General features: G+C 46.0%; 23 protein-coding genes and 1 pseudogene. 9 read left to right on the top strand and 15 right to left on the bottom strand.

Annotated features, from left to right (window positions below; all coding sequences use genetic code 11):
- Positions 1 to 291: 291 nt before the first annotated feature.
- Together ACG95_RS03145 and helD are read right to left on the bottom strand one after the other, a co-directional pair.
- Positions 292 to 1221 carry a nitronate monooxygenase gene (locus ACG95_RS03145; RefSeq protein ID WP_047999109.1) on the bottom strand — a complete coding sequence of 310 codons (930 nt, stop codon included), beginning with the start codon at positions 1219 to 1221 and terminating at the stop codon, positions 292 to 294.
- Between the two features lie 284 nt (positions 1222 to 1505).
- Positions 1506 to 3813 (bottom strand): annotated as a pseudogene (gene helD, locus ACG95_RS03140) (RNA polymerase recycling motor HelD).
- 232 nt (positions 3814 to 4045) lie between these two features.
- On the opposite strand from helD, the gene ACG95_RS03135 reads away from it, so the two are divergent.
- The 5 genes from ACG95_RS03135 to ACG95_RS03115 all read left to right on the top strand — a co-directional run bounded on the left by ACG95_RS03135 (position 4046) and on the right by ACG95_RS03115 (position 9210).
- A complete protein-coding gene (locus ACG95_RS03135) occupies positions 4046 to 4678 on the top strand; it encodes a DedA family protein (RefSeq protein WP_152668273.1) in 633 nt (210 codons plus the stop codon).
- A 293-nt stretch (positions 4679 to 4971) separates the two neighbouring features.
- Positions 4972 to 5916 carry a GrpB family protein gene (locus ACG95_RS13925; RefSeq protein WP_053072644.1) on the top strand — a complete coding sequence of 315 codons (945 nt, stop codon included), beginning with the start codon at positions 4972 to 4974 and terminating at the stop codon, positions 5914 to 5916.
- 20 nt (positions 5917 to 5936) lie between these two features.
- Complete coding sequence (locus tag ACG95_RS03125; protein ID WP_047999108.1) at positions 5937 to 7793, top strand: cation:proton antiporter family protein; 1857 nt, start codon at positions 5937 to 5939, stop codon at positions 7791 to 7793.
- A gap of 68 nt (positions 7794 to 7861) precedes the next feature.
- A complete protein-coding gene (locus ACG95_RS03120; RefSeq protein ID WP_047999107.1) occupies positions 7862 to 8518 on the top strand; it encodes a histidine phosphatase family protein in 657 nt (218 codons plus the stop codon).
- A 14-nt stretch (positions 8519 to 8532) separates the two neighbouring features.
- On the top strand, positions 8533 to 9210 hold the full coding sequence (locus ACG95_RS03115; RefSeq protein ID WP_047999106.1) for a histidine phosphatase family protein: 678 nt from the start codon (positions 8533 to 8535) through the stop codon (positions 9208 to 9210).
- Between the two features lie 442 nt (positions 9211 to 9652).
- On the opposite strand, the gene ACG95_RS03110 is transcribed toward ACG95_RS03115, so the two are convergent.
- From ACG95_RS03110 to ACG95_RS14985, 4 genes are all read right to left on the bottom strand, one after another.
- The gene (locus ACG95_RS03110) at positions 9653 to 9943 is read right to left on the bottom strand and encodes a bacteriocin immunity family protein (protein ID WP_047999105.1); all 291 of its coding nucleotides are present in this window, start codon (positions 9941 to 9943) and stop codon (positions 9653 to 9655) included.
- Between the two features lie 68 nt (positions 9944 to 10011).
- Positions 10012 to 10326, bottom strand: coding sequence for a DMT family transporter (locus ACG95_RS03105; protein ID WP_047999104.1), 315 nt, complete (start codon positions 10324 to 10326; stop codon positions 10012 to 10014).
- 143 nt (positions 10327 to 10469) lie between these two features.
- Positions 10470 to 10907 carry an NUDIX hydrolase gene (locus tag ACG95_RS03100; RefSeq protein ID WP_047999103.1) on the bottom strand — a complete coding sequence of 146 codons (438 nt, stop codon included), beginning with the start codon at positions 10905 to 10907 and terminating at the stop codon, positions 10470 to 10472.
- A 336-nt stretch (positions 10908 to 11243) separates the two neighbouring features.
- Entirely contained in the window at positions 11244 to 11330 is an 87-nt protein-coding gene (locus ACG95_RS14985; protein WP_152668274.1) for a type I toxin-antitoxin system Fst family toxin, read from the bottom strand.
- 266 nt (positions 11331 to 11596) lie between these two features.
- Between ACG95_RS14985 and hflX the strand changes: the two genes are divergently transcribed.
- Positions 11597 to 12892 (top strand): GTPase HflX, encoded by a 1296-nt coding sequence (gene hflX / locus ACG95_RS03095; protein WP_047999102.1) that lies wholly within the window; start codon positions 11597 to 11599, stop codon positions 12890 to 12892.
- 732 nt (positions 12893 to 13624) lie between these two features.
- Here hflX and ACG95_RS03090 read toward each other — a convergent pair.
- The 3 genes from ACG95_RS03090 to ACG95_RS03080 all read right to left on the bottom strand — a co-directional run bounded on the left by ACG95_RS03090 (position 13625) and on the right by ACG95_RS03080 (position 16192).
- A complete protein-coding gene (locus ACG95_RS03090; protein ID WP_053072642.1) occupies positions 13625 to 14776 on the bottom strand; it encodes an MFS transporter in 1152 nt (383 codons plus the stop codon).
- Positions 14776 to 15216: a MarR family transcriptional regulator gene (locus ACG95_RS03085; protein WP_152668272.1), complete on the bottom strand. Its 441-nt coding sequence runs from the start codon at positions 15214 to 15216 to the stop codon at positions 14776 to 14778. Before ACG95_RS03085 ends, ACG95_RS03090 begins: the two co-directional genes overlap by 1 nt.
- Positions 15217 to 15313: 97 nt before the next feature.
- The gene (locus tag ACG95_RS03080) at positions 15314 to 16192 is read right to left on the bottom strand and encodes a sulfite exporter TauE/SafE family protein (RefSeq protein ID WP_047999099.1); all 879 of its coding nucleotides are present in this window, start codon (positions 16190 to 16192) and stop codon (positions 15314 to 15316) included.
- 443 nt (positions 16193 to 16635) lie between these two features.
- On the opposite strand from ACG95_RS03080, the gene ACG95_RS03075 reads away from it, so the two are divergent.
- The gene (locus ACG95_RS03075; protein WP_047999098.1) at positions 16636 to 17964 is read left to right on the top strand and encodes an APC family permease; all 1329 of its coding nucleotides are present in this window, start codon (positions 16636 to 16638) and stop codon (positions 17962 to 17964) included.
- A 318-nt stretch (positions 17965 to 18282) separates the two neighbouring features.
- On the opposite strand, the gene ACG95_RS03070 is transcribed toward ACG95_RS03075, so the two are convergent.
- Genes ACG95_RS03070 through ACG95_RS03055 form a run of 4 tightly spaced genes read right to left on the bottom strand, consistent with a single transcriptional unit; the run spans position 18283 to position 21188 of the window.
- Positions 18283 to 18936 (bottom strand): amino acid ABC transporter permease, encoded by a 654-nt coding sequence (locus ACG95_RS03070; RefSeq protein WP_047999097.1) that lies wholly within the window; start codon positions 18934 to 18936, stop codon positions 18283 to 18285.
- A 16-nt stretch (positions 18937 to 18952) separates the two neighbouring features.
- Positions 18953 to 19591 (bottom strand): amino acid ABC transporter permease, encoded by a 639-nt coding sequence (locus ACG95_RS03065; RefSeq protein WP_047999096.1) that lies wholly within the window; start codon positions 19589 to 19591, stop codon positions 18953 to 18955.
- Positions 19591 to 20427 carry a glutamate ABC transporter substrate-binding protein gene (locus ACG95_RS03060; RefSeq protein ID WP_047999095.1) on the bottom strand — a complete coding sequence of 279 codons (837 nt, stop codon included), beginning with the start codon at positions 20425 to 20427 and terminating at the stop codon, positions 19591 to 19593. Before ACG95_RS03060 ends, ACG95_RS03065 begins: the two co-directional genes overlap by 1 nt.
- A gap of 20 nt (positions 20428 to 20447) precedes the next feature.
- The gene (locus tag ACG95_RS03055) at positions 20448 to 21188 is read right to left on the bottom strand and encodes an amino acid ABC transporter ATP-binding protein (protein WP_047999094.1); all 741 of its coding nucleotides are present in this window, start codon (positions 21186 to 21188) and stop codon (positions 20448 to 20450) included.
- 528 nt (positions 21189 to 21716) lie between these two features.
- On the opposite strand from ACG95_RS03055, the gene ACG95_RS03050 reads away from it, so the two are divergent.
- Entirely contained in the window at positions 21717 to 21968 is a 252-nt protein-coding gene (locus ACG95_RS03050) for a hypothetical protein (protein WP_047999093.1), read from the top strand.
- Positions 21969 to 22115: 147 nt separating this feature from the next.
- Here ACG95_RS03050 and ACG95_RS03045 read toward each other — a convergent pair whose 3' ends face one another.
- Positions 22116 to 23108 (bottom strand): D-2-hydroxyacid dehydrogenase, encoded by a 993-nt coding sequence (locus ACG95_RS03045; protein ID WP_047999092.1) that lies wholly within the window; start codon positions 23106 to 23108, stop codon positions 22116 to 22118.
- A complete protein-coding gene (locus ACG95_RS03040; protein WP_082137286.1) occupies positions 23108 to 24307 on the bottom strand; it encodes an aminotransferase class I/II-fold pyridoxal phosphate-dependent enzyme in 1200 nt (399 codons plus the stop codon). Before ACG95_RS03040 ends, ACG95_RS03045 begins: the two co-directional genes overlap by 1 nt.
- Before the next feature lie 404 nt (positions 24308 to 24711).
- On the opposite strand from ACG95_RS03040, the gene ACG95_RS03035 reads away from it, so the two are divergent.
- The gene (locus tag ACG95_RS03035; RefSeq protein WP_047999091.1) at positions 24712 to 25338 is read left to right on the top strand and encodes an HAD family hydrolase; all 627 of its coding nucleotides are present in this window, start codon (positions 24712 to 24714) and stop codon (positions 25336 to 25338) included.
- Positions 25339 to 25434: the final 96 nt, after the last annotated feature.

Here is a 25434-nt window from a genome sequence, read left to right as displayed (position 1 = left end):
ACTCCATCAACAGCCGTTGACAAAGAGCCATTTATACTAAAAAACGGCACCCGTGAAATACGACGGGTGCCGTTAATCCTACTGAACGTCAATTATTGGCATTCTTTGTTAGTTAGAGGTTGGAACAAAACCCAAACTTTTCCATCTTCAAATATTTACAGTCGAAACGTGCGACAAAAGACTGCTCCCTCCGCCTAGCTACGGAATACAAACGATTGAAAGTGCACAATCATTCATATTCCTAGGCTCTGCTCGGCAGCACCCCGCCTTTTGTCCCGCTCTTCTTAAAAATTAGCCAATCTTCAGCCCAGCCGCTACCCGGTCTGCTTCCGCAAACAGGTCCGTGATAATCGTCTTAACTGGTCGAATTGTTGTCATCATCCCAGCGACTTCCCCAGCCATTGGCGTCCCAGTTTCCATATCACCGTTCTCAACCGCCTTAGCGAACGAGCCATCTGCTAGTTGATGTAATTTTTCAACTGGCGCATCGCTCTGTTCCAGTTGAAGATAGTTCTCCAACATTGGGTTACGTAAGGCCCGCACTGGATCACGCTGACTACGACCCGTTACGATGGTTTCCGTGTCACTAGCTGCCAACACGCGGTCCTTGTAGCTAGCAGGAATTGGGCACTCCTCAGCCGTTAAGAAGATTGTCCCACACTGAATCCCTTGTGCACCTAAAGCAAACATCGCAGCCACTGAACGGCCATCGCCAATTCCACCGGCCCCGATTACGGGAATATCCACGGCATCAACGACTTGCGGCAACAACGCCATCGTTGACGTTTGACCGATGTGACCACCGGATTCTTGCCCTTCCGCTACCACAGCATCAGCCCCAGCCGCGACCATCTTGTGGGCATGGTGTACCGAAGCGATGACAGGAATCACCTTCACGCCAGCCGCGTGCAGTGGTGGGATGTACGACGTTGGATTACCCGCCCCAGTCGTGACCACTTTGACGCCCTCGTCGATAATCACTTGGGCTAATTCTGGACAGTTCTTCATCTGCAACATCAGGTTAACACCGAATGGTTTGTCCGTCATTTCACGAGTCGCACGAATCTCTGCTCGCAACTGGTCGGCAGATAATCCGGCTGAACCGAGGACACCTAAGCCACCCGCTTCCGATACCGCGCCAACTAATTCATGAGTCGCAATCCGCATCATCGCACCAGAGAAAATCGGGTATTTGATGCCTAACATTTCAGTAATTGTCATTGTGGAACTCCTCCTTGCACCGCCATTTAAACGGTGGTTGTTTTTGTTATTAACTTCACTTTAAGCCAAAACACCAACTTGACGACTGATTAATAATCATCAGTATCTCTGTTTACCCACTTATTTTACAACTTAACTGCTGATAATGATAGCGTTTCCACGACATTTAGTAACTATTATATTTACTATTTAATTTTCATCTCATTTAATTAATAAATTCACAATTACCCCAATAAAAAAACGACCGCTCAGTTACAAGCCGTCGTTCCTCACATTATTAATATTTAAACCGTCAATTCATCCAACGTATACAGATCAGTGTTCACCCGTGACAATAATGGTGATAATTCACCAACAGCCACGATGGTCAATTCGTGCATTGCCCGTGAACAGATCGTGTAGAGTAACTGGCGTTCATCTTCACGCTGGTAGTTCTCAGTGTTGGCATTCCACACGATGACTGCGTCAAATTCCAACCCCTTGGCCAAGAAGGATGGCACCACGATAACGCCCGGTGCTAACCGTTGATTTTCAGTCTGAATCAACGTGACCTTTTCGCCACGTTCCTTCAACGCTGCCGTCAACGTCTCACATTCGGCCAACGTCTTCCCGATAATCGCCGTTGTATCACGATCAGAATCGTTCATCGATAACTGATCGATAACTTGATCCACACCAGCTTCAAAGTCCGCCGTCGTGATGACGTTTGGTAAGTCACCCTGGCGATCAAAGGCCGTAACTGCCTCACCGTTCACTAAGACTTCCTTAGTAAAGTCGGTAATCTGTTGTGTTGACCGGTACGACTTAGTCAACTGAATGACCTTGGTCTTCTCCGGATCAAACATCGTCCCTAATTCACTGATCAACGAATGACTATTCTCCTTGGTGAAGATGGCTTGGTTCAAGTCCCCGAGCATCGTGAAACGTGCTTGCGGGAAACTGAACTTCAAGAAAGCCAATTGGAACGCGTTGTAATCCTGAATTTCATCCAAGAAGACGAAGCGAATATCACGCTGACCGTGCTTACCTGTCATCAGATCATGCAAGTACATGTACGTCGATACCGTTGTCAGTGAAATATGACGGTCCTTGATGGCAGCCAACTTCTGTTCAACGGTTGCATCCCATTCGGCTTCAGTAATATCATACTTCGCCAAATCGATAATCTGGGGTACTTCCCGCAAGAAGTGCGCGTACTGCATGTTGATACTCAAGAAACGGTTACGAACGATCTGCGTCCGAGCTTTGCCCAAACGTTGCATAACGATCTTACGTGCCAAGAATTTGAATTCTTTGTCACCATTGGTAAATTCGCGTGGTTCATCACCATAGAGCCGATTGATTTCTTCACGTGAGAGGTCTTGGACCGCTTCTTCGACCCACTTCGACCGCATCTCAGAATCGACCTTCCGATTCAAAATCTTGATCAATTCTTCCTTAGTTTCCGACAAGCGGTTTGCTAAGTGATAATTTTCATTAAATGAGTAGTAGATCGACTTGATCTTATCCCGTGGAATAACCACTTCATCGTTCAACGTGATGTTACGGAAACGCATGTCAGCTTGTTCCAAGTGACGACCGTAAGTGGTGACCGCGTTGAAGAAGGCTAAGCTGCCTTCCAACTTAGTGATTTTTGCCATTGACCCGGTATTTTCAGTCTCAAAACGTTGTTGCAACGTTTCGACCTGCATCCGTGGTAAGCGGTATGACGCGTATTGGAAGTAAGTCATCTGAACCATGTTTTGTTCACCAAGTTCTGGCAACACTTGGTTAATATAATCATTAAATAATTGGTTAGGTGAGAACAAAATAACTTGTCCCGCCGTTAAATTACCGCGGTAACGATTAGAGTAAGTAAGCCACCCGTTGTAGCACGGACGACGTCTTACCGGAACCCGCTGCCCCCTGCACGAATAGCAGGTCAGAGCTGGTATCACGAATAATTGTATTCTGTTCCTTCTGAATGGTCGTTACGATACTCTTCATCTTAACGTCAGACTTTTCATCTAAGACTTCGAGCAGCATCGAGTCCCCGACCGCTTCATCGGTATCGTACACCGTCAGAATTTTACCGTCTTCGATCATCAGTTGACGTTTTAACTTAACGTTGACGTCCTGATTACCATCTGGCGTTCGGTACGTCACGTTACCTAGACCACCGTCGTAGTAAATACTTGAAACGGGCGCCCGCCAGTCATAGACCAAAAAGTGATCCGGTGTGTCGGAAAATGAACTCAATCCAATATAGATGGTTTCCGTCTTCGGTTCACCGGTTTCATGAAAATCAATGCGCGCGAAATAGGCATTTTTCTCCAGCTTTTTCAATGTAGATAACTGCTTAGTCGCGTGTTTCCAACTATTCTGCCGTTCATCCATCATCTGTTGTTGCTGGCGCACCGATAACCCGGTTTCCATCATGCCTTCATAACTATCCGTTTTAATATTGATGTTATTGAGCAAGTCCCGCTTAATATCGGCTTGATCCTGTTCCGAACGCGTAATGGCTTGGCTCTGCTGTTCCTCAGCCACCTTAATTTTCGAAACCACGTCGTCTAAGTGTGCCTGTTCTGAAGCTTTAATTGACTTAGCCATTGAACGCCCTCCATTCCTAAATATCGAACAATAAGTTTATCACTATCTGCGGTATGACTCAATTAATAAAGCGCACAAACTAGTCTATTTTTGACTTTTCTAGGCGAAAAGTTTGAACATTTGGTTATCAAAGTTATGATTGTCTTAAACCCGTTTCCACGGGGTCATTAATGCTAGCTTTTTTACTTTCACAGCCGCTATAATCAACACAACTTATTTGGAGGTGACACGGTTGACCAGCTTAATTATGATCTTAACTCATTTTGAACAATTTATCGGCCCCTTGTTAACAACGCTAGGAAGTTGGAGTTATCTGGTGCTGTTCGCTGTCATCTTCCTCGAAACCGGCATGGTCGTCTTTCCATTTCTTCCTGGCGAATCGCTGATTTTCCTAGCTAGCACGATGGCCGCCACCCACGCCCTCAGTATTCAGGTCTTAGTGCCGGTCTTTCTCGCCGCTGCGATTATTGGCGACACCGTTAACTTTGAAATCGGCCGCCACTTAATTCGCTTACCATGGCTACAACGCTTACTTCCGCAAGATAAACGTGACCACGCGCAGGCCTTCTTCGCCAAATATGGCAGTAAAGCCGTGATGTTCGGTCGCTTCGTCCCACTCGTCCGGACCTTTATTCCGCTGAGTGCTGGTGCCGCCCAAATGTCAGCCAGTCGCTTTGCTCGCTGGAACCTCTTGGGCGTTGCCATCTGGGTCAGCGTTGGCTGCTCACTCGGCTACTTCTTCGGTTCGATCAGCTTCGTCCAAAGCCACTTATCACTGTGCTTCTTGGGCATCATGCTCGTGACGCTGATTCCAACGGCGGCAGTCGCCGTATTCAAGCTACTGCGTCACCGGCAAGTCGCCTAACAATAATTTTAAAATATTAGTCCACCAGGCTTAGACTCGCTCGTCTAGGTGTGGTGGACTTTTTTTTCTGGTTTGGGATAAACAGTCCGCTCCAAATATTGATAGTCGAAACGTGGTCCCCAAGGCAGTTTGTTCCGCTTAACCCGGAACCAGCGCCTATTCCCAAAACCGGAATAAGCGCTGGTTCCACGTTAATGCTCGCAAACTAACCGTCTTGGGGACCACTCTCCTTTGCTTTTCAAACCGCCCCAAAAAGTGTATCCTTTCAATGACTTACTAGCGGAGGAATGCTCATGAAAACAATTGACCTAATACCTTATCAACCCGCTTGGCGAACACTGGCAATTCAGTATCAAACGCAGCTCGCCGAACGATTAACTTCTACCCTATTATTAGAAAGCAGCCACGTCGGTAGTACCGCCATGCCACAATTACTGGCACGGCCGATCATTGACCTAGCACTGTTGGTCACCGACGTCGATCAAGCTGTCAGCCAACTGGATGCACAGTCGGTTTCTGAAACTGACACGACGTACACGCTGACGTTCGATGATCAGGAAGTCCACGTAATTCTAACGACAGATACCAAGGCCTATCAACAACTACTCACAGTTCGTGACTACTTAAACGCTCACCGCACCGATGGCCGCAAGTATACGTCGATTCGGCAAACGGCTGCTAACGATGCCAACACCTACTTAGAAACCAAAGCGCCGTTTATGCGCAGTATCACCGATAAGGCTGACGACTGGCTTCAGACTAAGAACCAACATGAACATCACGACCGGACTGTCCGGGCTGAACTCGTCAACATGTGCCTGATCACCAATCCAGAGACTGGTGAAGTCGTTGTCGAAAACAAGATCGACTCACAATGGGCCGGCCTGACTTTCCCCGGCGGCCACGTTGATCCCGGTGAATCCCAAGTCACCGCAATGAAGCGTGAGGTCTTAGAAGAAACTGGTCTCACCGTCGATCATTTACAACTAGTCGGCACCGTCACGTGGGTCGAAAATGAAGCCGGCGACGTTTCGCTCGGTACGCTGTACACCACTAGCGACTACCACGGCGAATTACTGACCGGTTCCTACGAAGGTGCCATCAGTTGGCAACCTCTAAGCAGTTTGACACCAGACCGACTTGCTCCAGGCATCGGCCCAATGTTAGAAGTCTTTACTGATCCAAAAGTTAACGAAGCGTTCTGGGCCTTTGACGATACTCAGCTTCGAGTTTATTAAAACGAATCGAGGAATTTTTCATGGATCAAGTCGCACTTCTCATTATTCTACTGGCAGCTCTATTGATTCCGCTGATGATGGCGAAATTCAAGATCAACAGTTTGCCAACCGCCGTGATGGAAATCATCGTCGGGATCGTTCTTGGCCCAAGCGTATTCAACATTGTAAATACCTCAGGCCTGATTTCACAGCTCTCAACTATTGGTGTGATCGTCCTCCTGTTCCTCAGTGGGATGGAGATCGACTTCAGTTTATTCAAAAAACGGCGTACGGCATTAACACCACTCGAACAAAAAAATGCCGTCAACTTACCGAAGTACTCGCCCGTTCGATTATCAGTCTACGCATACGGCACGATTGTCGTTCTTTCATTAGGACTAGCCGCCGCATTCAAAGCCAGTGGCCTGTTTAGTGACTTCTGGCTAGCTGCAATCCTGTTCGGGACTATTTCCCTAGGGATCGTTATCGCCGCGCTTAAAGAGCAGGAATTGCTCAGTAAAGCGTTCGGTCAAACCGTCCTCCTAATTTCAGTCTTCGGTGAACTAGTGCCGATGATGGGACTGACGCTCTACGCTTCTGTCTATGGTAGTGATTCACAGAGTTTGTGGCTACTATTACTGATCTTAGCGGTCGCCGCGCTGTTACTTTTGCGTTTCAAACCATTTTTCCGTTTCTACCAAAATATCAACAAGTCAACGACTCAACTCGACATCCGCTTAGCTTTCTTCCTGATCGTAACGATGGTAACGGTCGCTGAATCCGTCGGTGCCGAAAATATTCTAGGTGCGTTCGTTGCCGGGATCGTCTTGAAACTATTGAACCCTAGCGACAGTACACGTGAACGCCTCGACGCGATGGGCTATGGCTTCTTCATCCCGATCTTCTTCATTACGACCGGGGTCGATTTGAACTTACGGACATTGCTGACGAGTGGTAAAACGCTCCTATTGATTCCACTATTCTTCCTAGCCTACATGATTGCCAAAATGGGCGGTTATTGGGTCTTAAAATTACGTTTCAAATCAGCCAACGCCCTCGCCGGAACCGCTTTGACGGCCACCACGATGACAATGGTCTTAGCCGTCTTACGCGTTGCCAAGTCGATGAAGACGATCACGGCCGACCAATCCGGAGCCTTTTTACTGGCCGCCCTCTTGACTTGTATCATCTCACCACTGATCTTCAACAAGTTCTACTCCGCTGAAAAGGAAGACTTGGTCAAAACGTCAGTCCACTTTATCGGCGCGAACCTCAGTACCGTGCCGGTTGCCCAACAGTTACGCAAGGGCTGGTACGACATTGAGATGTACACCAACCATCCTGAAAACTACGCCACTTACCACGCGCAGGTGCCTGTAACGTTGATGGAGAATTTTTCGACCCAGGACTTACAAGATAACGACGTCTTTGACACCGACATCCTGGTTCTAGGTCACATTGACGCTGAACGCAACTACCAGTTAGCTAAGGCAGCGAAAGATTACGGTGTCCGCCGTATCATCGTCCGTTTTGAAGACCGTAACGTCTTGAACGAACACGAAGATGAATTGAAGGCGCTGGGCATTGAAGTCTACAACACGCCGGAAGCGAACATCACGTTACTCCGGGCGTTGATCGAATCACCATCGACCCTATTGATGCTCAACGATACCGAAAACAGCATCTACGAAGTTCGGGTTGTCAACCACCTGTACACCAACGTTCAGATCAAGAACTTACAGTTTGCTAAGGATATTACCATTAGCCAAGTCATCCGGAACCGTAAGTTAATCGTACCTAACGGGAACACCACGATTCAATACGGCGACCGCCTAATTTTCACTGGTAGCAAACAGAGCGCACCCCAGATTCGCCAAGCCCTCGCAACAGCGAACTAGTGCCGCATCATTTTATGGTAGAATTGAGACATTGTGTTTAAGTTTTGACAAAAGTAGAGGAGTATCTTATGGCCACTTTTTCCGTTTATATGATTCGCCACGGACAGACTTATTTTAATAAATACCGTCGCATGCAGGGCTGGTGCGATTCACCACTGACTACGACCGGTGAACAGGACGCCGTCAACGCTGGCAAAATGTTGAATGGTATCGACTTCGATGCCGTTTATGCCAGTGACATGACGCGAGCCGTTCGTACCGCTGAACTACTACTACCTTCAAGCGGCAACGCTGACCTGACTGTTGAACCAATGGCCGCCTTCCGTGAGGCCTTCTATGGTTATTTTGAAGGCGACGACACGTCGCAGACCTGGTTCATGGTCGGCGCGCCCCACGAAACACCTAGTTTATCAGCCATCATTGAACGCTACGGCATCGAAAAAGCAAAAGACTTCTGTAAGGAAGCCGATCCTTTTCACCGTGCCGAAAACAATGACGAATTCTGGCAACGGGTCAACGGTGGCCTCGACACCCTTCGTGCCAAGCATCACGACGGCGACAAGGTGTTAGTTGTGAGCCACGGTAACACGATCTACAGTATCGCCGCCAAATTCGCTGACTTAACTTCACCAGACCGCCCTCAAAACGGCAGTGTCACCAAGTTCACGATCAGTGACGATGATATTAAGTTAGACTACTTCGGCCGCAAAGATCACCTCGTCTAAATAAGGAGACAGTCATGTCACAATTTTCAATCTACTTTGTCCGTCATGGGCAGACTTTTTTCAACTTATATAACCGGATGCAGGGCTGGTCAGACTCACCCCTAACGGAATACGGACAAGCTACTGCCACTAAGGTGGGACAAGCCTTAGCCGACAAGCACTTCGACTATTTCTACAGCAGTGATTCTAAACGAGCAGTCGATACAGGTCGCCTGATTCGACAGGCAGCCGGTGCCGGTGATCAGCCTTCAAAAACGCTGATGAACTTCCGTGAAGTCTTCTACGGCTACTTTGAAGGTGGCGATTCCAGCCGGACTTGGTCATTAGTCGGCCACGAATACGGCGTCACTAGCCTTCACGAACTCCTCGACCACGTCAGTATCGAAGAGAGCCGCGACATCATGCGCTCGATTGATCCCTGGCGTGAAGCCGAAGACAATCAGATGTACTGGGACCGCATCGATCAAGGTTTCGATTACTTGAAAGCGCACCATGACAACCATGAAAAGTTGCTATTCGTAAGCCACGGTACCACCATCCGCAGCATGGTCTCACGTTTCAGCCCAGAAACTGACATTACAGTTGGTCCTAAGAATGGTAGCGTCACCCGTATCGATGTTGATGGCGACAATATCAAAGTTGTCGACTACGCACAGGATCTCGTTGACGTAGCAATTAACCAACACTTATAAAAAGAGTGTTTCACGAGACGGTCAGTTTGCGAGTATTAACGTGGAAGTAGGGATTATTCCGGGGTTTGGAATGGTTCCTGCTTTCGGGTTATGCGGAACAAATTGCCTTGTGACGCACGTTTCGACACTAAAATGTTGTAAATTAAAAGCAAGTTATCCCAGAATTTCTGGATAACTTGCTTTTTTGATTGCTATTACTTATATGGTTGAAACGTGCTCCACCAGGCAGCGACCTCCGCCTAGCTACGGAAAAACAACGATTGAAAAAACCAATCATTATTCTTCCTAAGCTATGCTCGGTCCCTAATTTACTTGTTTCATATTTTGAAACGTGGGCCAAAAGCCAACTGCCTCCGCTTAGCTACGGAACACCAACGATTGAAAACCCCAATCATTGGTGTTCCTAGGCTATGCTCAGCAGCTAACCGGCTTTTGCACCACTCTATTTAAATCCCGTCGGCGTCTTCTGATATGCCCGGCCACGCGTCCCCGCGATGGTGGCCTGATACAGTGGGTTTAACACTTCAGGTGCGTGCAAGTGACCCATCCCCCAGAATTTAAGTGCTTGGTTCAAATCAGCAGCAACTTGATGATATTGCTCTGGCTTTCCCTGTAGCCGTTTCGCATTCTTAGCAAGTAACTGACTCAATTCAGCGTCCCCCTGAACCGTTGGATCCTGAACCGCTTGACCAATCATTTGTAATAAAGTTTGTACTTCTGATAGTTCTGACATTTTAACATTCCCCCTTAGTGCGTTTAGTATATGATAGTAGCTTCAGTTTAACAACTTAAGCCATCAGTTTAGCTCGTAACCTTGATACCCACGATACCAACCACTAGTAGCACGATGAAAATCCACGTCATCGGTGCAATTGACTCTTTAAAGAATACCAGTCCTACCAAAATCGCACCGACCGCACCGATTCCCGTCCAAATCGGATAAGCAATACTTAAAGGTAGATGTTTCGTCGCCAATGCTAAAAAACCGAAACTTAAAATCATTCCTACCACAGTGGCAGCCGCGTAACCGATATGACTAAAGCCCTCGCTCAATTTCATCATCGTCGCCCACACCACTTCAAAAATCCCTGCAATTACTAAATAAATCCACGTCATCATTAATTCCTCCTCTAAACGAAAAAACGGACAGCGCTCCCCCTACTTCCACAATGACCTAAGGAAGTTGAGTTCACGTTGTCCGGTGACAATTCGATTAATATTTCTGTTCACTATAGCAAATCCCAACACCAGGGTCAAGGTTACTCACCTAATAACATCCACTTGGTAAGGGGCGTCAATGGAGTCGGTAAATCGTTCAAGTCAAAAAAAGATGCCGTACTCGTCTCATCAGTGGCTTGAACTAGCTCTCCACCAGTCGTGTTGGCACGATACAGAGTCGTCACGCTGTCGATTACATCACCATTCGGATACTGATAGTGCATCTTCGGGCCACTGAATACATCGATCAATGTCAGCGCACCAACTGTTAACCCGGTCTCTTCCTGCAATTCACGTCGGGCAGTTTGCTGCACCGTTTCTCCCGGTTCAGTGGAACCTGCAGGTAAACCCCAGCAATGGTTATCCGTCCGGTAAACTAGTAAAACTTTTCCGGTTGAATTTTGTGCAATGATTGCTGCACCAGCCACCACTAATGGTTGGTGACCGATTAATTTTCTTAACTTTAATACGTAGCCCATTGTTAAAACCTCCGTGAAGCCGCTTGTTGATTGTAAGTAATTCGCCAAAGTTGTTAGGTCTCGATAATCTATTACTTTCAGCATCATTATACCACTGCCTTTCAATGCCACAGATGCTACCATTGTTGCCAATTTTGAACTTATCAAACTTGTCTTACAGATGTTAAAAATGATGAGCTAAAAGGAGTATTTTTACGCTGAGCATGTTATAATAATTCATGAAAAATGTTTGTAACATTTAGACACCAATCCCCTCAACTAGTGGTGTAGTTGAGGGGATTTTTGACATTTATGTATCTCCATAAACGGGTGGGTTAGATTGTTGCCCAAACTAGTTTACTTGTGATGTCTGCGGTCTAACCAGTCCGTAAACACGGCTACTAAACACCCAACCACAAGCGGAACAAAAAATGCCTGTAACATTTATGACACCTCCTATCCGTTACACGGTATAGGTAGGCAACACCTTCATTATCCGATGCTGACTGATCAATTGCAATCAATTAAACACGTTTATTCCAGGCTTTTGTACATTATGAGATTCGTTCATATTCTCAATTCCAAGTGGTACTTATTTTGAAATCATGAGAACGTATTAATTCCGGATTTTCCCGCACAAAGACCTTATCATAATATTTTCAGTAAGCCATGTTATACTTAGAACACTACAACACGTTAGGAGTGAGCAAATGTCTGAAACTAACGCTCAACAAATACAAGAAGTGATCATTGCCGGCATGTCCAAGACAGTCGCCAATTATGATTACGCGATGGCTGAACTGGAAGCACTCGTTGAAGCCAATAACATGCACGCCGCACTGCGGATTGATCAAGGATTGGATAAACCCAATCGCGCAACCTACTTTGGTAAGGGTAAGGTTGTTGAGATCAAAGAGATGGCTGAGGCTAACGATTTGCATATTATGGTTATCAACGCTGATTTGACTCCCAGTCAGGTCCGTAATCTTGAAGAACAAACTGGGGTCCAAATTATTGACCGTACCGGTTTGATCTTAGAAATTTTCGGTAACCGCGCGCGCAGCAAGGAAGCCAAACTTCAAGTTAAGATCGCCCAATTGCAATACCAATTACCACGTCTACGGACGAGTATCTCAAACCGGCTTGACCAACAAGCCGGTGCGGCAGCTGGTGGTGGCGGTGGTTTTACCAACCGTGGTTCTGGTGAAACCCAACTGGAATTGAATCGCCGGACGATTCAAGACCGCATCAGTCATGTTAAGCACGAACTCAAAGAACTCAATAAGGACGACGAGGTTCGCCGTGCCCAACGCGACAAGGCTGGTTTGCCAAACGTCGCCTTAGTTGGTTATACCAACTCTGGTAAATCAACTACCATGAATGGCTTAGTCAAACTATTCGGTAAGGGTGAAGACAAACAAGTCTTCGAAAAAGACATGCTATTTGCCACCTTGGATACTAGCATCCGTCAACTGACATTCCCCGACAACAAACAGCTCTTATTGAGCGATACGGTCGGTTTCGTCAGCAACCTACCCCATAACTTGATCAACGCCTTCCGTTCAACCTTGTCTGAAGCAGCAAGTGCCGATCTATTGATCCAAGTGATCGATTACGCTGATCCACATTACAAGGAAATGATGGCCACCACTGAACAAACGTTGGAAGCAATCGGCGTTCACGATGTGCCAATGATCTATGCTTACAATAAAGCCGATTTGACTGAAGCAGAATATCCAAACCAGCAGGAAGATCAATTGATCTACACGGCGCGGGATGAAGCTTCACTACAAGTCTTAACGCAAATGATCAAAGAAAAGGTCTTCAATAATTACGTCACCTCAACCTTACTGATTCCATTCAGTGACGGTGACGTGGTTGCTTATCTAAACGACCATGCTAACATTCAGAAAACCGAATACTTGGCAGACGGCACACAACTAACGGTAGAATTGACCGCAGTTGACGCCCAACGCTACGAAAAATATACCGTTACACCAGCTTAATAATTACTTTGTGCCTGAGCTTAGTCTCAGGCACTTTTTTTGTATCTTACTGTAACTTCTGGGACAACTACCATACCAGTGACAGTTGCTTAGAAGTTACAGTAAGATACATTATTACTCATCGCTCCGCCAGCCGGTAAAATATGCATGGGGACCGGTCCTAGCCAAAAAGCGGTCTAGGACCTCGCTTTTGAGCCCAAAACCCAAGTCTCAAAAGACGTCCCGCAATCTAAAGCGGCCAAGACCGCCACTTAAGATTGCCTTCATGGCATATTTCCCCGTCTAGCTCCGCTTAGATTTTATTCAATGATAACTTTGTTAACCACTATTCAGCTAACAATCTTCGTGAACTAATATTAATAATACTTATCATTAGCATTAACCAATCTAGCCGAAGGGGGGCAGTACTAGCGATGCTGTGAAGGTGGCTTTAGTTCGGTGATTTTCCGGACTTAGGCCACGGACGTCCTTGATCATTGGCGAATTGTGCCGAGGATCAAGACGAGGGTTAAGACCGCTTCTCAGGCTTAACCCGGTCCCAACAAGTGAGCTAGTACGGACCACCGGAAGCGAAAGTCGTGACTAATCTTAGCTTTCCACTCATCGCCATATCAATATTTTCAGTGAATCATTAACTTTCAACCTTTAGTAACTAACAGTAGGTGCCGTTGCGATTTAACGGAATCAAAAAGAGCCTGCTTTCATCGCAGACTCTGATAATAACTAATTAAATTAGGCCAATCGTCGCCGACTAACTAGATAGACGATTACGATCAATGGCAGTGTCACCATCATGATTGGATAGAACCACGCGACTGGCAAGTGACTATTGATCACCCCACCGAGGATTGGGCCCAGTGACATGCCAAGGTCGACACCAATATAAAACGTACTGTTGGCTAACCCATGGTCTTCTTCTGGCACCAGCATCATCGCTTTGGCCTGACAGATTGAAAACATCATGCCGTAACCAGCAGCTAATCCAAACGCCCCTAATATTAACATCCCCCAGTTACTCATGTCGGTTAAACCAATCAGGCCTAATAAATTACAGAGCAGGCAGACCCAGATGAACCGCTTAAAAGGCACCCGGTCAAACCAATCACGCAAGGTAAGTCGCATCACGAGCAAGATACCAGCATAGATTGGAAAGAAAGCTCCGGCTGCCACGTGAAAATGACGCGTCGCCACGTAACTCACAATATAGGTCTGAGTCGCAAAGTATGGCAGTGAGAATAACAATAGAATCATCGCAACTGGAATTACGCTTGGTTGCACGATTCGTAGCGGCTTCCGTTCGGCACCCGCTTCTCGTTTTACCGGTTCACCACGGTCCGTCACGAATTGAATCATGATGACCAACAATAAACTAAACCCTGCAGCTAACCAATAAACACTCTGATAACTATAATGTTGATACAAGAAAACACTGATTGCCGGTCCACACGCCATTCCAAGCGCGTTGGCAAGTCCATAGATTCCCATTCCAGAACCAATGCGATCAGGTGGTAACAGGCTCGCCATCCACGTTGCCATACAAACTGAACAGAGTGTGTAACCAACCCCGTTTAGAATCCGCAGTAACACCACTAACACGATGTTGGTCGTTAAACTGTAACCAAGACTAGCGACAACTAACAAGCAGCCCCCCACCAGCGTCAAATGGTACTTTGAGACCCGATCCGTCAAATTTCCTGCCAGTGGCCGTAAAATTAGTGATGTCAGGTTCATCAACCCAGCAACCAGTCCCGCTAATAGGCTACTAGCACCGATCGACTGGGTAAAACCCGCAATCACCGGGTTGATCAGCATCGGGCTCATTAAGAAGAAGAAACTGGCTACGAGCACCAGTTTGACATTAGGCGTATATAGCCGTGTTTTCATCAATTCTCATCACTTTCCAAATTCTGATTAGCTTGTTGTAACAAGCTTAGAAATAATTGCTGTTGCTCTGGATTAAAATCAGTAAACATCTGGGCACTAGTTTGCCAACCATGTTGCTGTAGCTGCTCACGTTTGGCCCGACCGCTCGCTGTCAGCGTGACCTGCTTAGCCCGCCCATCATTAGGACTGGCCGTTAATTGTACGTAACCGCGTGTTGCTAACCGTTGGACAATCAGCCGCGCCGTTTGATGGGTGATTCCTTGGCGCGTTTTAAACGTCGTTACCGTGCTATCTGGATAGCTTGCAAAAAAATTCAGCGCATCCGCCTGCTCCGTCGTCAATTCCAGGTTACGCAAGTGTTGGTTGCGCCGACGTGTGATCTGGCGAGCCAAGATCAACACTTGCCGCGCGACCATTTCATCATGGTTCATACTGTTCACCTCAACTCAGTTATACAGCTAGCTGTATATATTGTCAATAAAAAAACGTGTTTCAAATGATGCTCAAACTGAGCACTGTCATCTGATCCACGTTAATTTAAAATGAATTTTTATGCCGCTGAGCAGCCCGCCACAATGAAAATGACGTCCACAGGCTGACCACGACAATCAACCAGCTCAAAGCCGTTAGCGACAACGACTTAACTAGTGTTGCAGCTACAATTACGCCGACAATACCGCCAGCAATAATTCCGAATAGCCCCCGATAATCCACCCGATCATGCCGAATGAAATTGACCGCTGAGATCGGCATCATCAAGGCACACGACAACATCATAATTGGAAAGGCAGCCAATGGTGTTAACCCTAAGAAGTACACCATCACCATGCATGGTGCGTACAACCCGACACCAGCCGACATTAATAGGCCCAAGATAAAGTTACCAATAATCCCAATAAGTAATGACCAGCCATGTAAGCCAGTTGCGTGATTGGCAACACCTAATAAGCTGATCCACCCGAGTAGTTTCGCCATCATTAAGAAGGCAGTCACCACCAATGCACCTGACATGATCAATTGAACCCAGCGCTGATTTAGCTTGGTCATCACCTCACTGCCAAGTAAACCACCGATGGTCGCAGCTAACACCAAGCTGATCAACGTTAACGGTTCGACCCGCACCGCCGTTACGAAGAAAAAAGCTTCAAAGGCAGTCGGAATCGCGTGCATCGTATTCAAAGTTCCCGGTAACTTACGCTCATCCTTCAAATAGTGACTGGCCTGAAAAAGCGCCGTTGACGTCACAAAACTCCCAATACCTAGCGTATCTAAAAAATCAGTTAGCGCTCCGATCCCGAAGCCTAACCCAAAACTGTGATCTAAAAGAGCAGCCTGCTGACGGCGCGCACCGGCTACTAACAAGCCGAATAACCCCACACTTAAAATCGTCAGTAGAACCACGATTGTTATTACCATCAAGTTCCCTCCACTCACTTATGTCCCTGTTGAATTATACTGTATTTTAGCTGAGACACCAAAGGGAAATACCAATGTTGACATCCGTTATTAATAAAATGCAGCCACCATGATAATTGAGGGTTCATTTCGCCACGCATTTTGGTAATCACGACTTGTAGCAACCGTCAAAAAATCCTATTAAACCGCATTTCATCTTCTATTTTCGTTTAACTTTTATGCTGATAAATAATTATTTTATAAATACCGAATTCCCTCTAACATCAGTTTCCAATTAAAACCGCTTTCTCGAACGATATAACCGTTAAAGTTATATTAGTTCGTATTTAAACGTTAAAAAAGGCGTTTTTCTTTCCTTTATTAAATTGTCAGCACCATAAAACTCTGGTATGCTGAGTGCATTCATTCAAATGTACTCATTTTATAAGGGGGCTCTTCATTTAATGCAGGATACAAAACAGGAAACGACCTTAAACCGTTCACTTGGTTTTTGGTCAGCACTATCGCTCGTCGTTGGTACGGTTATTGGCTCAGGAATCTTTTTCAAGCAATCTTCAGTCTTAGATAGCGCCGGCTCACCAAGTGCCGCCCTACTCGCCTGGTTATTAGGTGGCCTGATCACGCTGACCGCCGGCTTAACGATTGCCGAAGTCGGTGCACAGATGCCGCATACCGGTGGCCTCTACGTCTACATGGAACGTATCTATGGTAAGATGTGGGGATTTCTCTCCGGCTGGATGCAAGTCGCCGTATACGGCCCCGCAATCATCGCCTCGATTGCGGCTTACTTAGGTATTTTACTAGTTGGATTCTTCAATCTCAGCAATTTCTGGCAAGCACCGCTAGCTATCGGTGTCATCATCTTGATTGGAATTTTGAACATGTTCGAAAACCGCTGGGGCGCCGCTTTCCAGATCATCACGACCCTTGGCAAACTGTTACCAATTGCTGCTATTATTATTTTTGGATTATTCTTTGGTAATCAAAACGCACTCGGTGAGTCCATACATACAGTCACTCAATCAACGGGTAGTTTCGGGGTTGCCGTCTTAGCCACACTCTTCGCTTACGATGGCTGGATTCTGGTTGCTAACCTTGGTGGTGAAATCAAGAATCCTCAGAAGCTATTGCCACAAGCAATCATTCTTGGCATCTCACTAGTGCTGATTGCCTACACCTTAGTCAGTTACGGCATCTTACACTTTCTTCCTGCCGCAACCATTCACAAATTAGGCCAACAAACGACCCTTTACTTTGCCCAGGCAGCCTTTGGGACGTTAGGTGGTCGCCTACTCAACATCGGGATCATTGTTTCGATGGTCGGTTGTCTAAACGGGAAAATCATGACGTTCCCACGTATCATCTACGCGATGGCTGATCAGAATCAATTGCCGTTTTCTAAGCAACTCAGCTACTTGAGCAAGAAATCTCATGAACCAATTGTTGCAACGATTTTCATTCTCGTCTATGCCAGCATCATGATCACCTTCTTCAACCCTGATCGGTTATCCGACCTCTGTATCTTTACAGTTTACTGTTTCTACGTTGCCACGTTCATTGGTTTGTTCATTCTCCGCAAACGTAATCAGAATAAGCCACGACCTTTCTCAACGCCTGGTTATCCAGTGATTCCATTGATTGCGATTTTAGGCGCCTTCTTCGTCATCTTTAGTGAAATCGGCTCTGACTTCTTTGGGGTCGTCGTCTCACTATTGATCGTCGCTCTTGGATTCCCACTGTACTATTGGAAACTTAAACAGAATCAAGCTTAATTTCTTACCGGCCGCGTGTTAAACGAGCCGGTTTTTTGTTGACTAAAAATGACGAGGCTTGCTTCATTAATCTAGTAGTCTTGGAGAAACACCGTTGAGTTAGAGACGACAATTGCCTCCTTGTCATTAAAAATTGGGAACAATAAAACCGAGTCTGGGGAAGCCCAAACTCGGTTTGCTTTTTACATTAATAGTCGAAACGTGCGCCAGCAGGCAGAGACCTCCGCTTAGCTACGGAGCAGTAACGATGGCAAAGTAACACCATCATTACTGCTCCTAGGCTATGCTCGGTCTCTAACCGCCTGCTGGCCCACTCTCTTACGCTAACCTCTTGTCCAACACCCGTGAGAGTACCGACAACGCGTAACAGATGATAAAGTACATCACCGCGATCATCAAGAACATCGGTAAGATGTACGATGAATTCTGCCCGTAAATAATCTGAGCATGATTCAATAATTCTGGCAACACGATGATGGTTGCCAGCGACGTATCCTTGATAAGTGAGATGAACTGACTCACGATCGTTGGAATCGTCTTCTTGATGGCTTGTGGGAAGATGATGTGCCACAAAGCTTGCATGTAAGACATCCCATTAGCTCGGGCACCTTCCATCTGACCATAATCAACGGCTAAGATCCCTGAACGAATAATTTCTGCCAGCATCGCTGATTCAAAAATCGTCATCGCCAGAACAGCCGCAAAGATAATCCCCGGTTTGAACCCCAAGTGTGGTAGTCCAAAGTAGGTAAAGAAGATAATCAGAATCAGTGGCAAGTTCCGAACAATATCGACAATAAAGCCAACAACCGCTGATAAATATTTGATCTTAACGTAGCGTAATACTCCCAAGACTGACCCAATAATAAAACTGGCAATGATGGAAACGACGGACACTTCCACCGTTACCCAAAGTCCTTCGAGTAAGAAGCGGATATTTATCCACGAATACGCGTCAATAAAATTTTGCATGAATCGTCGCCCCCTTCTAAGCTAGTTTTTTCTCTAAATGCCGCATGTAGTAGCTCAATGGCAACGTGATGATCAGGTAGAAGACCCCAACGACCACGTAACTGTTGATCGTATCTAGTGACAACGATGCAATCGAGTTGGCTTGGTACATCAAGTCAAAACCAGCCACGAACGCTAACACTGACGAGTTTTTAACCAAGTTGATGAACTGGTTACCTAGTGGCGGAATGATGATCTTGAACGCTTGTGGTAACACGATCTTGCTCATCGCTTGCCAGTAAGTCATACCGTTAGCTCGCGCGCCTTCCATCTGACCCGTATCAACGGAAAGAATCCCCGCCCGCACCGTTTCAGCGATAAAGGACGACGTGTAGATGGTTAAACCAATTGTTCCGGCCGTAAAGCCGTCGATCTTCGCCACGTACATTGGAATAATCACGTAGAAGAACATTGCAATAACTAGTAATGGAATGTTCCGGAAGATTTCAATATAGATGCGGCCAATAATCCGCATCGCCTTGTTAGGCAGCACTTCAAAGATTGCAAACATCGTTCCGATTGCTGTACTGAATACCAAAGCAATCAAACTGGAGAGCAACGTGTAGCCCAGCCCTTGAATCAACTCTGACCAATAATGCGTTAGAATATAGACCATTAGCGTGCCGCCTCCTTATAGTTGAAACCGGACACGTTCCCGAACCACTTCTTCAGGATTTTGTTATACGTCCCATCCGCTTCAATTTCTTTTAATGCCTTATTCAATTCTTTCTTCAATGGTTCCTGACCCTTGTTAACCGCAATCCCGTAAGGTTCCTTAGTAAAGGTGCCACCAACAACTTCGTAGCCCTTATTCTGAGCCGCCATCCCGTAAAGGATCCCATTATCAGTAGTCAATGCGACCCCTTGACCGGATTTCAAAGCAGTCATGGCTTGCGCGTAATCAGATAACTCCAACACTTGCGCTTTAGGCGCAAACTTCTTGATATTGGCTACCGAGTTGGCACCGGTAACCCCGATTACCTTGGTACCAGACTTATTCAAATCCTTAACTGACTTAATGGAACTGCCCTTTTTCACGAGTAGCGCCTGACCAGCATCAAAGTAGGAATCCGTAAAATCAACCTGCTTTTCCCGTTCTGGTGTAATCGTCATCGTCGCAATGATCGCGTCAATGTTCCCATTTTTAAGTAATGGAATCCGGGTCTGGCTGGTAACTTGCACAAATTTCGCCTTAGCGTCCTTGCCAAGTACCTTTTTAGTCAAGGCTGTCGCAATATCAGCATCAAATCCCTTGATCTGATTATCCTTAACGTCCATCAACCCGAATAACTGTGTATCGGCTTTAACACCCCAAGTAATGGTTTTGCTAGCTTTGTCGTTCGACAGCACGTCCTGTTTAGCCAGCGACGGCCGTGTTCCACAAGCGGTTAAGACCACCATCAGCAGGCTTAGCATGCCGAGTGCACCAATGATATGTTTAAACTTTTTCATTCGTGGTCCTCCCCTCAATCTTAATGTGTAATGATCTTACCCAAGAATTGACGGGCCCGTTCGTTACTTGGTTCACCATCAAAGAATTTTTCTTTGGCATCATCTTCCAAAATTTCACCGTCGGCCATGAAGATCACGCGGTCAGCAACTTCACGCGCAAAGCCCATTTCATGAGTAACAACGAGCATCGTCATACTTGAATCTTCGGCAACCGTCTTCATAACGTTCAACACATCATCGATCATTTCAGGATCAAGCGCTGAGGTTGGTTCATCGAACAATAAACATTTAGGCTTCATTGCAAGTGACCGCGCAATCGCGATCCGTTGTGACTGACCACCTGAAAGTTGGCTAGGTAGGTTATTCGCCTTGTCTGCTAAACCAACACTATCCAACAAGTCCATAGCTAACTTCTTATTTTCAGCTTCTGGCCGTTTTAAAACCAAGCGTGGTGCGATCATGATATTTTCAAGCACCGATTTATTGGCGTAGAGGTTAAAATGTTGAAACACCATGCCGACATTCTTACGAATCTTGTTCATATCCGTCTTGCGATCGGCTAAATCAAACCCATTGACTAACAACTGACCTGACTGGACGCGTTCCAAACCATTGACGGTTCGAATCAACGTACTCTTACCTGACCCAGATGGTCCGATCAAAACAACTTTTTCACCTTCATTAATCGTTAAATTAATATTTTTAAGGGCGTGAAAATCACCATAGTACTTTTCGACGTCGTGAAATTCGATCATTGACATTGCAGTCACCTTCGCTTTCTTCATCAGTTCATAAACTGATTACCTAAGAATATTACATTAATCTTGATAAGTTAAGAAATCCTTATTCTTCGTTAATGCTATTTAAATAGTTTAATACATAATTAGTTATTTTGTCAAAAAGCAGTCTCATATTGTTCAATCTAACTAAAACAGTGGGATATCAACTACCCTGATTAGGTTAAAACAACCGAATCGGTTTAGTCATTATGAACATTACCCTAAAATCAATCATAATAATTCGTATAATTTTACAATCATCGATCAATCAGATAAGATAATAAAAATAGTTTTAATAAATTAATTGTTATCTTAACAAAATGGCGGCTCCCACAGTTTCCGTTTTACCACGTCTGGAAGCATTCGGCACTCTTTTTTCCAAGTATTGGTTATTCCTGTCACTGAATTAACAATTTAAAATAATGTTAACGTTTGCAATACCCTTTCTTTACTTTATTTCGCTAAACTAGCTTTAACTAATCGCTTAAGCTAACCAAGGAGGAACTAAAAATGCTACTTGATCAAGCAACTAACATGAAAAATATCTTAGCCGCCCAAATCATCAAGGTCTTTTACCCCTTCGTGATTGCAAAAACTGAAACGGGCGCTTACCTTAAATTAAACCTCTCTACTAATGAACGACATGACCCACTATTCTGGGATGAAGCTCGCAGCATCCTGCAGGCTAAACTCTGGGTACCGATCGGTAAAAACTATCACCAACTATTAGACAACGGCTGGCTGAGCGAACCAGTCGTGTGAATCAGCATGGCTTAAAAGTCATTTTGTGGCTATGCGTAGAATACGAGCATTTCCATTAACAGCGACAATACCAAAAGAGCGGACTGTGACGTTGATCACGGTCCGCTCTTTTGACGTTCCTCAATATCTCAGTCTAATAAACAAGGCTTAACAAGCATGCCCAGTCGTACCACCATTTAAGATGGTTACGACATCATTCAGACTGATTTCAACCATATTCTTAACGGCTAAATTCGTGTAAAAGCCGACGTGTGGCGTGATGATCACGTTAGGCATCTGCATCAACTGTGCCACGTTGGTATCTTGGAGTACTTCGCCCTGATGATTTTGATTGAACAAGGCTTCTTCGCCTTCCACCGTATCCAAGGCACAGCCAGCAATTTCGCCAGCTTTTAGCGCTTCAACTAAAGCCGATATTACAACAACTGGTCCCCGTGACGCGTTAATGATGAACGCATCATTCTTCATTAGATGTAACGCTGCTGCATCGATCAAACCGGCCGAACTCGCATTCAAGTCCACGTGCAGATCAACCACGTCAGCCTGCCGCAACAAGTCTTCTTTAGTGTCAACGTAAGTCAAAACGTCTTCCAATTCAGGATGCCGAACCACATCGTAGGCAATCACTCGTGCGCCTAAACCGTGAAAGAGTCGCGCTGCCGTCCCACCGATACGTCCCGCACCAATGATCCCCACCGTTAATGAGCGGATCTCACGGGCTTGTAGACCAGCCCACTGGAAATTCTGCTGAGCCACTCGTTGGTCAAATAACTCTAAATTTCGAATCAACCTCATCGTTTGGGTCACTGCCATTTCAGCGACCGAATTTGGTGAATAGGCTGGTACGTTGGTTACGACTAAGCCAGCCGCCTTCGCAGCAGGAATATCAATCGTATCAACGCCCGCTGTCCGACTCGTCAACTGCTTTAATCCGCCATCGACCAGCTTTTGATATAGGCTAGCGTCACCGCCAATCGCACTCCGCTGTTGAATGACAAGTCCATCGTAGCCTTTGACCAAGTCAGCCGTTTCCGGGTGAAACTCTAAGTCATTCGTATCCACTTGAATCTCATGTTCAGCCGCCCAAGCTTGAATGGCAGCCTGTTCATCACCCCGGACACTGTACATCAAAATTTTCATTACTTCGTCCTCCCTACCATGGCTTTTCTGACCATGTATTCACTGATCCGCGTGACCGCCTTTTTCAGGTCCGTCATCGAAGCTGCGTAACTGATTCGAACATACCCTTCACCACCAGGACCAAATGAACTGCCCGGAATCAACGCAACTTTGGCATCGTGGGCTAACTCCCGACAAAAGGCCATACTGTTCTGTGGTAATCCCGCTGGAATCTTACTGAATAGGTAGAAAGCCCCCTCTGGTTTCGCTGATTCAAAACCGAGTTGGTTCAGCGCTTCATATAAGTAGTCACGACGTTTTTGGTACTCACGTTTCATCACTTGAGCATCATCAATCCCATTAGTCAGGGCTTCCGTAGCAGCTGCTTGCGCGTTAGTTGTGGTTGAAGTCACTGTGAATTGATGAATCTTGCCGAGCTGCGTCGTGATTGCTTTAGGCGCACACATGATACCGATACGCCAGCCGGTCATCGCGTGTGACTTAGAGACACCATTCAATAGAATCGTCTGTTCAGGTAAGTATTTGGCAATCGATTCGTGATGATCACCATAAGTCAATTCACTGTAAATCTCATCAGATAAGACAAAGATTGGTTGATCAATCAGTACGTCCGCCAATGCCTTCAAATCATCATGCCGGTACGTCACCCCGGTTGGGTTAGATGGAAAATTCAGCACAACCGCCTTCGTCTTAGGATGTTCCGTTAGCGTTGTCTGCAATTGTTCTGGTGACAAGACAAATCCATTAGCCGAAGTATCCATGAAGACCGGCGTCGCCCCTGCCAACTTAACGATTGCAATGTACAGTGGGAAGATTGGTGTTGGAATCAAAACTTCATCGCCGAGATTGAGAATTGAAGTTAACGCGGTGTAAATCCCACCCGTCGCGCCAGCCGTGATAATGACTTCACTCGCTGGATCATAGTGCACATCGTACTTCTTAGCCAAAAAGTCAGCGGCAGCGGTTCGTAATGCCAACGTTCCGTTCGATGGTGCGTAGTGGCTCTGATTATCATTAATACTTTCAATTGCCGCTTGTTTAACGTGATCAGGTGTATTGAAATCTGGTTCACCCAACGTTAGGCGGACGATATCTGGAATATTAGCAATTTCCGCGTTGAACGCTAAAATATCGGAGGGTTGAATCTCCTCAACGGCTTGATTCATCTGTTGGACTAGGTTTTCTGACTTAATTGGCATAAGGGTTCCTCCCAAAATTGGTTAGTTTTTGTTAGTTGGTGAAGGCGTTTGGAATGAACGGGGTAAAAAAACACACCCCTGAAAGTTACAAGGGTGTGCGACAACGAAACAATTATTAGCCACCCCTGGAATTTTCAACCATCCATGGGCGCCGTTAAAACACAAAAACCTTTTGGCTACCGCATCGATGCAAACATCGGATTCGTGTTTGCACCAAATACCGGCACAAACACTAGCGAAAATACCAAAAGTAAAAGCTAGTTTTCGATTTTAGTGACTTTAACGGTAATGACATATCATTAGCTCCTCATCAATTATTAATCTAACTATAATGGTTCCCCTAATCAGTGTCAAGGTTGATTTTGCTATACTGAATTCATATCACCTTGGAAGGAATGATTATCATGACTTATCAGGCTATTATGTTCGATATCGACGGTACGTTAACGAATAGTCAACCCGTATACGCCACCGTTATGCAAGAAGTACTCGCGTGTTATGGTAAAACCTTGACCGCTGAACAAGCACAGGAGACCTTCCCAATGGCTGCTGAGCAGGCCATGGCTAAGTTAGGCATCGCAGCTAGTGAATTTGAGCAATTTCAGGCTCAGTACGAAGCTACCATGGCTGCCCACTACGCCGAAATCCAGCTCTACCCAGGCATCACAACTTTGTTTGAACAATTACCAGCCGACTTAAAACTGGGTATTGTGACGTCCCAACGACGAGCTGAATTGGAAAGTGGCATGAGCGCCTATCCATTCATGATGCGGATGTCCGTGACCATCAGTGCCAGCGATACGGATCGGCACAAACCTGATCCTCAGCCACTCCAGACTGCAATCGGCATGGTTCACGTTAAACCCGAAAATGCCTTGTTTATCGGTGATTCACTGAGCGACGAACAGACCGCTTACGCCGCTAACGTTGACTTTGGCTTAGCTGTTTGGGGGATGGACAAGAACGCTGATCATCAGCACGTTGCCCACCGCTTTGAACAACCGTTGGATATTCTCGAATTATTTAAATAATAAATGAAAAGCAGCGTTTAGGATTTTTATCCCAAACGCTGCTTTTTTCGCTCTTATTTTAATGGCCGAAACGTGCGCCAAAAGCCAGTTGCTTCC

Origin of the sequence: Lactiplantibacillus herbarum (assembly GCF_001039045.1) — a bacterium.
Taxonomy (GTDB): domain Bacteria; phylum Bacillota; class Bacilli; order Lactobacillales; family Lactobacillaceae; genus Lactiplantibacillus; species Lactiplantibacillus herbarum.
Note: the sequence above shows the minus strand (reverse complement) of the source record. Positions and strands in the feature narration are given on the sequence as shown.

Excerpts from the sequence above, each read along its gene's own strand:
- ACG95_RS03115 (WP_047999106.1), top strand. The coding sequence starts at position 8,533 with ATGTCACAATTTTCAATCTACTTTGTCCGTCATGGGCAGACTTTTTTC.
- ACG95_RS03120 (WP_047999107.1), top strand. The coding sequence starts at position 7,862 with ATGGCCACTTTTTCCGTTTATATGATTCGCCACGGACAGACTTATTTT.
- ACG95_RS03105 (WP_047999104.1), bottom strand. The coding sequence starts at position 10,326 with ATGACGTGGATTTATTTAGTAATTGCAGGGATTTTTGAAGTGGTGTGG.
- ACG95_RS03145 (WP_047999109.1), bottom strand. The coding sequence starts at position 1,221 with ATGACAATTACTGAAATGTTAGGCATCAAATACCCGATTTTCTCTGGT.
- ACG95_RS03090 (WP_053072642.1), bottom strand. The coding sequence starts at position 14,776 with ATGAAAACACGGCTATATACGCCTAATGTCAAACTGGTGCTCGTAGCC.
- ACG95_RS03065 (WP_047999096.1), bottom strand. The coding sequence starts at position 19,591 with ATGGTCTATATTCTAACGCATTATTGGTCAGAGTTGATTCAAGGGCTG.
- ACG95_RS03075 (WP_047999098.1), top strand. The coding sequence starts at position 16,636 with ATGCAGGATACAAAACAGGAAACGACCTTAAACCGTTCACTTGGTTTT.
- ACG95_RS03035 (WP_047999091.1), top strand. The coding sequence starts at position 24,712 with ATGACTTATCAGGCTATTATGTTCGATATCGACGGTACGTTAACGAAT.
- ACG95_RS13925 (WP_053072644.1), top strand. The coding sequence starts at position 4,972 with ATGAAAACAATTGACCTAATACCTTATCAACCCGCTTGGCGAACACTG.
- ACG95_RS03045 (WP_047999092.1), bottom strand. The coding sequence starts at position 23,108 with ATGAAAATTTTGATGTACAGTGTCCGGGGTGATGAACAGGCTGCCATT.
- ACG95_RS03100 (WP_047999103.1), bottom strand. The coding sequence starts at position 10,907 with ATGGGCTACGTATTAAAGTTAAGAAAATTAATCGGTCACCAACCATTA.
- ACG95_RS03110 (WP_047999105.1), bottom strand. The coding sequence starts at position 9,943 with ATGTCAGAACTATCAGAAGTACAAACTTTATTACAAATGATTGGTCAA.
- ACG95_RS03040 (WP_082137286.1), bottom strand. The coding sequence starts at position 24,307 with ATGCCAATTAAGTCAGAAAACCTAGTCCAACAGATGAATCAAGCCGTT.
- ACG95_RS03070 (WP_047999097.1), bottom strand. The coding sequence starts at position 18,936 with ATGCAAAATTTTATTGACGCGTATTCGTGGATAAATATCCGCTTCTTA.
- hflX (WP_047999102.1), top strand. The coding sequence starts at position 11,597 with ATGTCTGAAACTAACGCTCAACAAATACAAGAAGTGATCATTGCCGGC.
- ACG95_RS03080 (WP_047999099.1), bottom strand. The coding sequence starts at position 16,192 with ATGGTAATAACAATCGTGGTTCTACTGACGATTTTAAGTGTGGGGTTA.
- ACG95_RS14985 (WP_152668274.1), bottom strand. The coding sequence starts at position 11,330 with ATGTTACAGGCATTTTTTGTTCCGCTTGTGGTTGGGTGTTTAGTAGCC.
- ACG95_RS03060 (WP_047999095.1), bottom strand. The coding sequence starts at position 20,427 with ATGAAAAAGTTTAAACATATCATTGGTGCACTCGGCATGCTAAGCCTG.
- ACG95_RS03055 (WP_047999094.1), bottom strand. The coding sequence starts at position 21,188 with ATGTCAATGATCGAATTTCACGACGTCGAAAAGTACTATGGTGATTTT.
- ACG95_RS03125 (WP_047999108.1), top strand. The coding sequence starts at position 5,937 with ATGGATCAAGTCGCACTTCTCATTATTCTACTGGCAGCTCTATTGATT.
- ACG95_RS03050 (WP_047999093.1), top strand. The coding sequence starts at position 21,717 with ATGCTACTTGATCAAGCAACTAACATGAAAAATATCTTAGCCGCCCAA.